An 11,935-nucleotide genomic window follows, 5' to 3' on the forward strand; every position below is an offset into this window, starting at 1 on the left:
TCCTGGGTTGAGCTGGTGAACCGGACAGCTGCTGCTGCCCGGTTCCGTTCAGGATGCGAGGACGGCTCCTGCCCAGTCCGGGGACTGCACGCTCACCGCGGTACCACCTCACTTACCTGCATCTGCCCTCCCTGGGGAAGGAAGGCTGCATGCAGGCCGCTCATTACTGCTGTGACGGGCTTACCCGTCCGGTTCTACTGACGCCCCGCCATGTTCAGGCGGTCAGCGCGTTCTTCCGGAAGCTCACCGGTGATAGCCGGGTCAACGCCGTCTTTGAGTCTACTATTGCAAGGCCACCCACCGCCATTCTTCGACCGCGGCCACATGGGAAGGACAAGGGGGAAAGGACAAGGGCTCCAAAACAGCCTGCAGTGAATAGACTCAAGGTCATGACAGTTTCCGGCCGCGGGTCCGCCAGAACGCGGGGTGCCACGTTGTTCAGGTGGCTGTGGCTCCTCGCCAGCGTACCGGTGGTGGCTGTGTCGGTCTTCCGGGCAGTTCCGGCACAGTGGCCCGTGCTGGCGGTGCAACTGGTGTCCTTCACGCCGTGGCTGGCCGTCCCCGCCGCTGCAGCGCTCCTTCTGGCCTTTCTGGGACGAAGCCGGTGGCGGCAGGGAGTGGCGGTTGCCATTCTGGTGTGCCAGGCGTTCTGGCTTTTCCCCCTCGACGCCGGCCATCCTGCAGCAGCGGCCACCGGCACTCCGGTGCCGCTGACCGTCATGAACCTCAACACAGAGTTGGGCCAGGCCGACGCCGGGCGGATCGTGGCCCTGGTCCGGGACAACGACGTCTCCCTGCTTGCGATGCAGGAGTTCACGCAGGGGCTCCAGGACAGGCTTTCGGCTGCAGGCCTGGACGGGTTATTGCCCCAGCGCATCAGCCAGCCATCCAACGGCGCAGCAGGCACCGCCCTGTATTCGCGTTATCCCATGGAGCTGGTTGGCAGTGTTCCGGACACGCCGTTCAGAAATCCAACGGTCCGGCTGACGGCGGCAGCGAACGGGGCTGTCGCCGTGCTGGAGGTAACAAGCGTCCACGTTTTTCCGCCCGTGGACGAGCATCTGGCCCAGTGGCGGAGCGATCTGGCAGCCGTGGGCAGGGTCGCGGACCGGCCCGGCCCGAGGCTCCTCACCGGCGATTTCAACGCAACCTACGACCACGCCGAATTCAGGGCACTGCTGGCCCGGGCCCACGAACGCGACGGAGACACGGGGGCCCTGGTGGATATTGGAGCGGCCTCGGGATCGCGGCTGGTGCCCACCTGGCCCATGGAAGGGCCCCCGCTCCCCGGCGTCACCATCGACCATCTGGTCACAAGCCGCGGGCTGGACAGCACAGACTACAAAGTCCAGCGGGTTTCCGGCACGGACCACGCCGCAGTGATGGCCACGCTCAGCCTTCCGGCGGCAGGCCCGGTCCGGCAATGAGTGAAGGGCGGGGCGCCCAAGGCGCCCCGCCCTTCATTCAATCCGTTGTGGGATCAGTGTCCGGGAACTGCCTGGAAGCTCTGCGGGAGCTTCAGGCCGGACTCATCCATAACGTCGCGGAGGCGGTCCGGGTAGTCGGTGATAAGACCGTCGATGCCGGTGGCGATCAAGGCGCGCATGGTCGGTTTGTCGTCAACCGTCCACGGAATGACTTTCATGCCCGCGGCATGGGCCCGCTCCACCATGTTGGAGGTGACGTACGGAACGTAATTGGCGTCCAGCACCGTGCCGTTCTGGGGGGTGCCGTGCACCGGAGAGATGGCATTGAAGCCGAGCGAGGCTGCCGCGTCGACCAGATCGCCGCCGAAGTCGTCAGAGTCGATCCCGCCGAGCCAGGGAGAGCTCCCCGGCTGCCCGGCCTGGAGGAAGTCCTTGTTGGTCAGGGCGACGGTGGGGATCTGCGGGGCGCGCTGCTGGACGAGGCGCAGCGATCCCCAGTCGAAGCTCTGGATGGAAACGCGGCTCTGCATGTGAGCCGCGTAGATTTCACGGAGCGCGACGTCGACGAACTGCTCACGCGGAGCAGTCTGCTCGGGTGCGCCCGCCTCGACTTTGGTTTCGATGTTGAATTTCACCTGGCTGGCACGGTAAGAGTCGGCCAGCGCGAAGACCTCGGCAAGCGTGGGCATCTTGGCGCCGGGTGAGGCCTTCTGCCCTGGAAACTGCGGCTGCGTAAGCGAGCCGCAGTCCAGACTGCGGACCTGCTCGAAGGTCAGGTCTTTGATGTACTTGCCCACATAGGGGAAATCCGGGTCGTTGGGCGTCACGGGGGCGGTGTCGAGGCACTTCTTACCGCTGATCTTGCGATCGTGCGTGATGACCTCACGGCCGTCCTTGGTGATCTGGAGATCGAGCTCGAGGGTTGAGACGCCGGTTTCGATGCCCTTGGCGAAGGACGCGAGGGTGGATTCGACAGTCAGCCCGAGCCCGCCCCGGTGGGCTTCGAGGTCGAAATGGTTGTCCGTGGCCGCGCCGGCGGGGGGTGCGTCGGCAGCCATGGCGTGGGAGGGGACGGCGAGCAGCAGGGCTGCGCTCAGTACGGCAGCGCCTAGCTTCGTCGGGGTGTGCATGTGGTGTTCTCCACTCTGGTGGTGTGCAGGTGCATGTGCCACCGTGGTGGGCGCCGGCCAACAACCGGCCACCGCCGCCCGACATCCGCCTTAATCCCGGTTGAACGTCCGGTGCCGTCAGGCCTGCTTGCGGATCAGCTTATGGTTGGCGGCCTGCGCCACCGGCCGCATCACGATCTGGTCCAGGTTGACGTGGTGCGGGACAGTCACGGCGTACCGCACGACGTCGGCGACATCCTGGGCCGTCAGGGGCTTCTCCACACCCTGGTAGACCTTTGCGGCCGCCTGCTGGTCGCCGAGCCGGTTCAGGGCGAACTCCTCGGTGTGGACCAGCCCGGGCGCCACCTCAATGACGCGGATGTTGTTCTCAGCTTCCTCAAGCCGGAGCGCCCCGGTCATGGCGTGCTGGGCGAACTTGGCCGCGTTGTAGCCTGCGCCGCCTTCGTAGGCTGCCAGTCCGGCGGTGGACGTCAGGTTCAGCACTGTGCCCTCACCGGTGGCGCGGAGCATGGGCAGGAAGGCACGGGTGATTTTCATGGTACCGAGAACGTTGACCCGGTACATCCATTCCCAGTCCCCGGTATTGGCATCGCCCAATTGGTCAGCGCCCCGGGCCCCGCCGGCGATGTTAATGAGCGTGTCCACACCGCCGGCCGCGGTGACGCTGGCCAGAAGCCGGGCGACGTCGTCGTCCTCTGTAATGTCGGCGGGAATTGCGACGGCGCCCGTTTCCGCTTCGAGCACCTCAAGCCGTTCAGCGCGCCGGGCGACGGCGAAGACCGTCCAGCCTTCGGCCGCCAGCGCGCGGACGGTTGCCTCGCCGATGCCGGTGCTTGCCCCGGTAACCACTGCTGCCTTTTGTGCCGTTGCCTTGCGTGAATCTTCAGTCATGGAACCACCCTAACGGGACCGGCCGGCCCGCTGTCAGGCCCGATGTCGCCGGATGAAGTGCGGACCATGAAACAATTGGCAAATGGCTGAAGACACTCAGGGTACAGACACGCCCTCCACCGCCCCTATCAACGTTCCGGACAAGCCCGCTCTTGAAGGGCTCGAAGCAGCCCTCACGCAGCGCTGGCTGGCCGAAGGGACCTACAAGTTCAACCCGGACACCACCCGGGAGCAGGTCTACTCGATCGACACTCCCCCGCCCACCGCATCAGGCTCCCTGCATGTAGGCCACATGTTCTCCTTCACGCACACGGACGTGCTTGCCCGCTACCAGCGCATGATCGGCAAGAACGTCTTTTATCCGATGGGCTGGGACGACAACGGCCTGCCCACGGAGCGCCGCGTGCAGAACTACTACGGCGTGCGCTGCGACCCGGCCATCCCTTACAACGCCGGATATCTTCCCCCAGCCGAGCCTGCCAGGAACCAACGCGATTTCGACGTCGTCTCGCGCCGCAACTTCATCGAGCTGTGTGAAGAGCTGGCGGTCGAGGACGAGAAGGTCTTCGAAAGCCTGTTCCAGCAGCTCGGCCTTTCGGTGGACTGGCAGCTGACCTACCGGACCATCGATGACTCATCGCGGGAAGTCTCCCAGCGGGCCTTCCTGGCCAACCTGGCAGCCGGTGACGCCTACATGGCCGAGGCCCCCACCCTGTGGGATGTCACCTTCCGCACTGCCGTGGCCCAGGCTGAACTCGAAGACCGCGAGGTAGCCGGCGCGTACTACCGCTACCCGTTCTTCACCGAAGACGGCGAAAAGGTCTACATCGAGACCACCCGCCCGGAACTTCTCGCAGCCTGCGCCGCCCTGGTGGCCAACCCCGACGACGAGCGGTACCAGCCGCTCTTCGGCAAGAAGGTCACCTCCCCGGTTTTCGGCGTTGAGGTTGAGGTCAAGGCCCACCCGCTGGCCAAGGCCGACAAGGGCTCCGGCATCGCCATGGTCTGCACTTTCGGTGACCTGACCGACGTCACCTGGTGGCGCGAACTCCAGCTGCCCACCCGCGCGATCGTAGGCCGCGACGGACGGATCATTGGCGAGACCCCCGACTGGATCACGACCGAAGCCGGCCGCGCCGCCTTCGAAGCAATCGCCGGCAAGACGGTCTTCAGCGCCAAGGAAGCCGTGGTGGAGCTCCTGGCCGCCGAGGACCTGATCGAGGGCGAGCCGAAGAAGATCATGCACCCAGTGAACTTCTACGAGAAGGGCGACAAGCCCCTCGAAGTTGTCACCTCCCGCCAGTGGTACTACCGCAACGGCGGACGCGACGAAGAACGCCGCGAACGCCTGATCGCCCGGGGCCACGAGATCGACTTCCACCCCGCCTTCATGCGGTCCCGCTACGAGAACTGGATCTCCGGCCTGAACGGCGACTGGCTGGTTTCCCGCCAGCGCTTCTTCGGTGTTCCCATCCCCGTGTGGTACCCGCTGGACGCCGACGGCAACCCCCAGTACGACGCCCCGATCGTGCCGCTGGACGAGCAGCTGCCGGTCGACCCCGCTGCGGATGCCGCGCCGGGTTACGACGAGGTGCAGCGCGATGTCCCCGGCGGGTTTGCCGGCGACGCCGACATCCTGGACACGTGGGCCACGTCCTCCCTGACCCCCCAGATCGTGGGCGGCTGGAGCCGGGACGAGGACCTCTTCGCCAAGGTGTTCCCGTTTGACCTGCGGCCCCAGGGTCACGACATCATCCGCACCTGGCTGTTCTCCTCAGTGGTCCAGGCCGATGCCTTGCAGGACAAGGCGCCGTGGAAGCACGCGGCCATCTCGGGCTGGATCCTGGACCCGGACCGGAAGAAGATGTCCAAGTCCAAGGGCAACGTGGTGGTTCCCACCGATGTGCTCGATGAATTCGGCTCGGATGCCGTCCGCTACTGGGCCACCTCGGCCAAGCTCGGCGCGGACACAGCGTATGAGATTGCCCAGATGAAGATCGGCCGCCGCCTGGCCATCAAGCTGCTGAACGCCTCCAAGTTCGTCCTGAACCTGGGCGCTACAGAGAACTCAGTGGTGTCCAGCGACCTCTCCGTCCTGGCCAATCCCCTGGACCGCGCTGTGCTTGCGCAGCTGGCAGATGTGGTGCGCCAGTCCACCAAGGCGTTCGACAACTACGACTACGCCAGGGCACTGCAGATCACCGAGAGCTTCTTCTGGCAGTTCACGGACGATTACGTGGAGCTCATCAAGGACCGTGCCTACGGTGCTGCCGGCGAAGCTGAGCAGGCATCCGTGCTGGCCGCCCTCGCGACCAGCCTTGACACCCTGCTGCGGCTTTTCGCTCCGTTCCTTCCCTTCGCCACCGAAGAGGTGTGGGGCTGGTGGCGCAACGGGTCCGTTCACCGTGCCCAATGGCCGGCGGCTTTGGAGGTCGACGGCGACACCACGCTCCTCGCGACCGTTGGTTCTGCCCTGAGCGGGGTCCGGAAAGCGAAGTCCGAGGCCAAGGTCAAGCAGCGCACTGAGGTCCTGTCCGCCACGATCACTGCCTCGGAGTCTTTGACCACGCAGCTGAAGGCCGGGCTCGGTGACCTCAAGGCGGCGTCGAACGCCCGCGAACTGACCCTGGTTGCCGGCGAGGGCGAACTGACCGTCAGCGACGTCGTCCTGGCAGCTCCGGAGGAGCCTGCTCAGGCCTGATCGGATCTGCGCGTGTCTCACGCGCAGCCTGTTTTTGGGCAAAGGGGAAGCCCCATCAGCGTTTTGCCGTTGGTGGGGCTTCGACTTTTCGGCCATCCGGTGACGTCTTTGATGGTCTGGCAGGATCCTAAGAATTTCAGGTCTTCCTACCTCGTCACTGGTAGCTTGTATCCGGCTTTGCCGATGGCTGCGTCGGATACATATCACTGAATCTTCGGTTCTTGCGTCCCGCTTCTTTCGAAGTGGGTAAGAACTATTTTGGTACCGCGGGCAGGCAAGCGCAAGAGCCCCGGAAGAACTACATCAGAGTAGTTCTTCCGGGGCTCTTTCAGCGCGTTATCAGTTGAATTCGGGACTCTCCGTGCGGCTGCGCTTGATCTCGAAGAAATGCGGGTAGGAAGCCAGTGCCACCGTGGCGTCCCACAGCTGCCCGGCCTGCTCGCCCCGCGGGATGCGGGTCAGTACGGGCCCGAAGAAAGCGGTGCCGTTAAAGGCAACCACCGGGGTGCCGACGTCCTGGCCAACCAGGGAGATGCCTTCCTCATGGCTGGCCTTCAACAGGCCGTCCCAGTCGTCCGTGGTGGCGGCCTCGGCGAGTCCGGCAGGAAGACCGCACTCCGCAAGGGCCTTGCTGATGACAATGCCGAAGTCCTTCTCACCGCCGATGTGGATCTGTGTACCCATGGCGTCATACAGCGGCTTGATAACCTCGTCACCGTGCTGTTCCCTGGCCGCAATGATGACCCGTACCGGCCCCCAGGCTTTGTCCATGGCTTCCCGGTAACCGGGTTCCAGGTCCCGGCCTTCGTTCAGGACGGCAAGGCTCATCACGTGCCAGACGGTCCTGATGTCGCGGACGCCCTCCACCTCGCCGATCCAGCGTGAAGTAATCCAGGCGAACGGGCACAGCGGATCGAACCAGAAGTCAGCTTGGTTGGTGGTGGTTTCAGGCATGCGTGATTTCCTCTGGGTTTCTTTCGGTGTCGAAAATGCGGCTGCTGTGGCGTCAGGCGGACTTGCGGCGCTTGGTCACGTGCGGAACAAGGGTGGGCTCGGCCTTGCTCAGGACGACGTCTTCGGTGATGACAACGCTGGCCACATCTTCACGGCTGGGAAGATCGAACATGACCGGAAGCAGCACTTCCTCCATGATGGCGCGCAGGCCCCGGGCGCCTGTCCCACGTTCCAGGGCCTGGTCGGCAATGGCGTCGAGGGCTCCGTCGTCGAAAACGAGTTCCACCCCGTCGATCTGGAACATCTTCTGGTACTGCTTGACCAGGGCATTCTTCGGGGTGGACAGGATCTGGATGAGGGCGTCGCGGTCCAGGCTGGAGACCGTGGTGATCACGGGGAGCCGGCCGATGAACTCCGGGATCAAGCCGAACTTCAGGAGGTCCTCCGGCATGACTTCTCCGTAGGAGTCCACTTTGTTGCTCGCATCGTTCAGCGGTGCACCGAAACCGATGCCTTTGCGCCCCGACCGTGACCCGATGATCTCTTCCAGGCCGGCAAAGGCGCCGGCCACGATGAACAGCACGTTGGTGGTGTCTATCTGGATGAATTCCTGGTGCGGGTGCTTGCGTCCGCCCTGCGGCGGCACGGAGGCCACAGTTCCTTCAAGGATTTTCAGGAGCGCCTGCTGCACGCCTTCACCGGAAACGTCGCGGGTAATGGAGGGGTTCTCGCTCTTGCGCGAAATCTTGTCGATTTCGTCGATGTAGATGATTCCCTGCTCGGCCTTCTTGACGTCGTAGTCTGCGGCCTGGATGAGCTTGAGGAGGATGTTCTCTACGTCCTCGCCCACGTAGCCGGCCTCCGTGAGGGCGGTGGCATCGGCGACAGCGAAGGGGACGTTCAGCCGGCGCGCCAAGGTCTGGGCGAGGTAGGTCTTGCCGCAGCCTGTGGGCCCGATCAGGAGGATGTTCGACTTGGCAATCTCGACGTCGTCATGGTGGCCGCCCTCAGCGAGGCTGCCGCTCTTCGGCGCGTGGCCTGCCTGGATCCGCTTGTAGTGGTTATAGACGGCGACGGCGAGCGAACGCTTTGCCGGTTCCTGCCCGATGACGTATTCCTGCAGGAAGTCAAAGATTTCGCGGGGCTTGGGAAGTTCGAAACTGCCAAGGTCGGCGACTTCGGCGAGTTCTTCTTCAATGATCTCGTTGCAGAGCTCAATGCATTCATCGCAGATGTAGACACCGGGCCCGGCAATGAGCTTGCGCACCTGCTTCTGGCTCTTTCCGCAGAAAGAACACTTCAGCAGATCCGTGCTCTCGCCAATCCGAGCCATATGTGAACCCCTTTAGTATCTTGCTGCCAGGCAGCTGTGCACCGTTGCTGGAAACCCGGCGGCCCTGGGAGGGCTGGCCGTGACACCTTCCACTCTAGGTCACATTCGGCCCCAAGGGTGGAAAGCGAAGGCCGGTGCCGTCCAAATAAACTGGACCGCACCGGCCTGGAGAAACGTTACTACCGGGTAATGGCCTGCGGCTTCATCTTGCGCGAATCAAGGACCTGGTCGATCAGGCCGTAATCCAGGGCCTCGGCGGCGGTCAGGATCTTGTCACGCTCAATGTCGTTGTTGACCTGTTCCGGGGTGCGGCCCGAGTGGTGGGCCAGCGTGTCTTCAAGCCAGGAACGCATCCGCATGACTTCCGCAGCCTGGATCTCAAGGTCGGAGGCCTGCCCGCCCTGGCCTCCGGAGAGGGCCGGCTGGTGGATCAGGACACGGGCGTTGGGCAGGGCCAGCCGCTTGCCGGGGGTGCCGGCTGCGAGGATGACCGCGGCGGCACTGGCGGCCTGGCCGAGGCAGACGGTCTGGATCTCCGGGCGGATGTACGTCATGGTGTCGTAGATCGCGGTCATGGCGGTGAAGGAGCCGCCCGGGGAGTTGATGTACAGCGTGATGTCGCGGTCCGGGTCGGTGGACTCAAGCACCAGCAACTGGGCCATCACGTCGTCGGCGGAGGCGTCGTCGATCTGGACACCGAGGAAGATGATACGGTCCTCGAACAGTTTGGTGTAGGGGTCCTGGCGCTTGAAGCCGTACGGCGTGCGCTCTTCGAACTGGGGCAGGACGTAGCGGCTGGTCGGAAGGTTACCGGCAGTCGATCCGAAGTTGTAGGTCATTGTGTTGCTCCTGATCTGAGTGTTCGAAAGTGCCGGGGTTACTTCTCGGATGCCGGCTCGCCGGAGGTGCCGTTGGCGGTTCCGCCGCCGCCGGAAACGGAACCGGCGTGGGCCGCGATCTTGTCGAAGAAGCCGTAGTCGAGGGCCTCCTTGGCAGTGAACCACTTGTCGCGGTCATTGTCCTTGAGGATGGTCTCCACGCTCTGGCCGGTCTGGTCTGCAGTCAGTTCAGCCATGACCTTCTTCATGTGGAGGATCAGCTCGGCCTGGATCTTGATGTCCGAAGCCGTGCCGCCGATCCCGCCGGAGGGCTGGTGCATCAGGACGCGGGCGTTCGGGGTGGCGTAGCGCTTGCCCTTGGTGCCGGAGGACAGCAGGAACTGCCCCATTGATGCCGCCAGCCCGGTGGCGACGGTGACGACGTCGTTCGGGATGAACTGCATGGTGTCGTAGATGGCCATGCCGGCCGTCACGGAACCGCCCGGGGAGTTGATGTAAAGGTAGATGTCCTTTTCCGGGTTCTCGGCGGACAGGAGCAGCAGCTGGGAGCAGATGGCGTTGGCGTTGTCGTCACGCACCTCGGAGCCGAGCCAGATGATGCGCTCCTTCAGGAGGCGGTTGTAGATGTAGTTGTCCTGGGCTGCGGGATCGACCGTCGCCATCCGGGGAGCCTCTGCGTGCTGTGACATGTGTACTTACCTCTCGCTGGTGACGGTGACGTTACTGAACGACATCACTGAACTTCACTACTTGGACACTAACCGTTTTGATGGCCTAATTGTTCGCCGGAATCGCGCTGTTCGCTGACGGCGCACGATCGCTTAGGAGCGTCGGTTAAAGCAGGCAGCCCCCGGACCGGCTGGTCCAGGGGCTGCGCTCACACGGGGCGTGCTAGAACTTTACGGCTGCCGGATCGTCGTTCGGGGCCGCATCAGTCCCGGCGCCTTCAGAAGCCTCGGCCTCGGGCGCCGCAGCTTCTTCTTCGCCGCCGGGGCGGACGAAGTCGCTGAGGTCAACGGCCTTGCCGTCGGTGTCGGTCACAGTAGCCTGGCCGAGGACAACGGCCAGTGCCTTGCGGCGGCGTACCTCGGAAACCATCATGGGGACCTGGCCGCTCTGATCAATGATCTGGGCGAACTGGTTCGGGTCCATGCCGTACTGGCTGGCGGTGGTGACGATGTAGTCAATCAGCTCGTTCTGGCTGACGTTGACTTCTTCCTTTTCGGCGATGGCGTCGAGGATGATTTCGTTCTGGAAGGCGCGGGCGGTGTTGGCCTTGACCTCTTCGCGGTGTTCCTCGGTGTCGTGCTCACCTTCACCGTGGCCGCTGCCCTCTTTGAAGTGGGCTTCGAGCTGCTCTTCAACCACGGAGTCCGGGACCGGAACCTCAACGAGCTCAACGAGCCTGTCCAGCACCTTGTCGCGGGCTTCTACGCCCTGCTCGACAACCTTGGAGTCGGCAGCCTGCTTGGCCAGGTCCTCGCGGAGTTCGGCAAGGGTGTCGAACTCCGAGGCCAGCTGGGCGAAGTCGTCGTTGGCCTCCGGAAGCTCGCGCTCCTTGACGGCCTTGACAACCACCTTCACCTGCGCTGATTCGCCGGCGTGGTCGCCGCCAACCAGGGTGGTCTCGAAAATGGCGTCTTCGTCAACGCTCAGGCCGGTCACGGCCTCGTCCAGGCCCTCAAGCATGGTTCCGGCGCCTACCTGGTACGACAGGCCCGAAGCGGAGTCAACGTCAGCGCCGTCAATGGTGGCGTTGATGTCGATGGTCAGGAAGTCGCCATCGGCAGCCGGGCGGTCCACGGACTTCAGCGTGCCGAAGCGGCCGCGGAGTTCGTCCAGGGCCTTGTCGACGTCTTCGTCGGAGGACTCTGCGGCGGCAACCTCAACCTTGATGCCGGCGTAATCAGGCAGTTCGATCTCAGGGCGGACGTCAACCTCGGCGTGGAACTTCAGTTCACCGTCGGTTGAGGTGGGGTCCGGAACCTCGGTGATCTCAACCTCGGGGCGGCTCAAGGGACGGATGCCTGATTCCTGCACCGCGGCCTGGTACCAGCCGTTGAGGCCTTCGTTGATGGCAGTCTCGAGCACGTAGCCACGGCCAACGCGCTGGTCGATCAGCTTGGAAGGGACCTTGCCCTTGCGGAAGCCAGGGACCTGGATCTGCGAAGCAACAGTCTTGTATGCCTCATCGATGCTGGGCTTCAATTCCTCAAAGGGGACCTCAACATTGAGCTTGACCCGCGTGGGGGTGAGGTTCTCGACAGCGCTCTTCACGGTCTAAGTACTCCTGGGTTTGTGGGATGGGTTTCTGCAAAAGCAACGTTCTGTCCAGGCCGTCGGCCCGGGCCGCAGAGTCGGGGTGACAGGATTTGAACCTGCGACTTCCTGCTCCCAAAGCAGGTGCTCTAGCCAAGCTGAGCTACACCCCGTAAGTGCACAGGCAAGTCTACGGTGATTTGGGCCGTGATTGCACATTTGACACGTGGGGCATGAATTAGGTTTAGTTGTATCCGGCTTGAAGAGCCAGCCCGCAAGTCCGGCCGCTAAACTGAATTATTGGCAAAGCTGTACTTACGGGGACGTAGCTTAATGGTAAAGCCTCAGTCTTCCAAACTGATTACGCGGGTTCGATTCCCGTCGTCCCCTCCAAATATGAA

At 63.7% G+C, this 11,935-nt stretch carries 9 protein-coding genes and 2 tRNA genes; 3 read left to right on the forward strand and 8 right to left on the reverse strand.

The features are described from left to right. Positions 1-389: 389 nt before the first annotated feature. Entirely contained in the window at positions 390-1,427 is a 1,038-nt protein-coding gene (locus tag ACS5PJ_RS02630) for an endonuclease/exonuclease/phosphatase family protein (RefSeq protein WP_439433357.1), read from the forward strand. A 53-nt stretch (positions 1,428-1,480) separates the two neighbouring features. Here ACS5PJ_RS02630 and ACS5PJ_RS02635 read toward each other — a convergent pair whose 3' ends face one another. Further along, complete coding sequence (locus tag ACS5PJ_RS02635) at positions 1,481-2,557, reverse strand: glycerophosphodiester phosphodiesterase (RefSeq protein ID WP_439433358.1); 1,077 nt, start codon at positions 2,555-2,557, stop codon at positions 1,481-1,483. 117 nt (positions 2,558-2,674) lie between these two features. Next, positions 2,675-3,448 (reverse strand): SDR family oxidoreductase, encoded by a 774-nt coding sequence (locus ACS5PJ_RS02640; protein WP_439433359.1) that lies wholly within the window; start codon positions 3,446-3,448, stop codon positions 2,675-2,677. Between the two features lie 82 nt (positions 3,449-3,530). Between ACS5PJ_RS02640 and valS the strand changes: the two genes are divergently transcribed. Further along, positions 3,531-6,149 (forward strand): valine--tRNA ligase, encoded by a 2,619-nt coding sequence (gene valS / locus ACS5PJ_RS02645; protein WP_439433360.1) that lies wholly within the window; start codon positions 3,531-3,533, stop codon positions 6,147-6,149. A gap of 339 nt (positions 6,150-6,488) precedes the next feature. Here the strand turns inward: valS and ACS5PJ_RS02650 are convergent, their stop codons facing one another. The 6 genes from ACS5PJ_RS02650 to ACS5PJ_RS02675 all read right to left on the reverse strand — a co-directional run bounded on the left by ACS5PJ_RS02650 (position 6,489) and on the right by ACS5PJ_RS02675 (position 11,707). Next, entirely contained in the window at positions 6,489-7,103 is a 615-nt protein-coding gene (locus ACS5PJ_RS02650; protein WP_439433361.1) for a mycothiol-dependent nitroreductase Rv2466c family protein, read from the reverse strand. Between the two features lie 52 nt (positions 7,104-7,155). After that, entirely contained in the window at positions 7,156-8,436 is a 1,281-nt protein-coding gene (clpX, locus tag ACS5PJ_RS02655) for an ATP-dependent Clp protease ATP-binding subunit ClpX (protein ID WP_439433362.1), read from the reverse strand. 179 nt (positions 8,437-8,615) lie between these two features. Continuing rightward, positions 8,616-9,275: an ATP-dependent Clp protease proteolytic subunit gene (locus ACS5PJ_RS02660; RefSeq protein WP_190988153.1), complete on the reverse strand. Its 660-nt coding sequence runs from the start codon at positions 9,273-9,275 to the stop codon at positions 8,616-8,618. A 38-nt stretch (positions 9,276-9,313) separates the two neighbouring features. Then, complete coding sequence (locus ACS5PJ_RS02665) at positions 9,314-9,937, reverse strand: ATP-dependent Clp protease proteolytic subunit (RefSeq protein WP_354146560.1); 624 nt, start codon at positions 9,935-9,937, stop codon at positions 9,314-9,316. A 229-nt stretch (positions 9,938-10,166) separates the two neighbouring features. After that, positions 10,167-11,552, reverse strand: a complete 1,386-nt coding sequence (gene tig / locus ACS5PJ_RS02670) for a trigger factor (protein ID WP_439433363.1) — start codon at positions 11,550-11,552, stop codon at positions 10,167-10,169. An 80-nt stretch (positions 11,553-11,632) separates the two neighbouring features. Next, positions 11,633-11,707: transfer RNA gene (locus tag ACS5PJ_RS02675), tRNA-Pro, on the reverse strand. 146 nt (positions 11,708-11,853) lie between these two features. Here ACS5PJ_RS02675 and ACS5PJ_RS02680 point away from each other — a divergent pair. Further along, positions 11,854-11,927 (forward strand) — tRNA-Gly (locus tag ACS5PJ_RS02680). Positions 11,928-11,935: the final 8 nt, after the last annotated feature.

The sequence above is a fragment of the Pseudarthrobacter cremeus genome (assembly GCF_051857465.1).
In the GTDB taxonomy this organism is placed as follows: domain Bacteria; phylum Actinomycetota; class Actinomycetes; order Actinomycetales; family Micrococcaceae; genus Arthrobacter.

Excerpts from the sequence above, each read along its gene's own strand:
- ACS5PJ_RS02630 (WP_439433357.1), top strand. The coding sequence starts at position 390 with ATGACAGTTTCCGGCCGCGGGTCCGCCAGAACGCGGGGTGCCACGTTG.
- ACS5PJ_RS02635 (WP_439433358.1), bottom strand. The coding sequence starts at position 2,557 with ATGCACACCCCGACGAAGCTAGGCGCTGCCGTACTGAGCGCAGCCCTG.
- ACS5PJ_RS02640 (WP_439433359.1), bottom strand. The coding sequence starts at position 3,448 with ATGACTGAAGATTCACGCAAGGCAACGGCACAAAAGGCAGCAGTGGTT.
- valS (WP_439433360.1), top strand. The coding sequence starts at position 3,531 with ATGGCTGAAGACACTCAGGGTACAGACACGCCCTCCACCGCCCCTATC.
- ACS5PJ_RS02650 (WP_439433361.1), bottom strand. The coding sequence starts at position 7,103 with ATGCCTGAAACCACCACCAACCAAGCTGACTTCTGGTTCGATCCGCTG.
- clpX (WP_439433362.1), bottom strand. The coding sequence starts at position 8,436 with ATGGCTCGGATTGGCGAGAGCACGGATCTGCTGAAGTGTTCTTTCTGC.
- ACS5PJ_RS02660 (WP_190988153.1), bottom strand. The coding sequence starts at position 9,275 with ATGACCTACAACTTCGGATCGACTGCCGGTAACCTTCCGACCAGCCGC.
- ACS5PJ_RS02665 (WP_354146560.1), bottom strand. The coding sequence starts at position 9,937 with ATGGCGACGGTCGATCCCGCAGCCCAGGACAACTACATCTACAACCGC.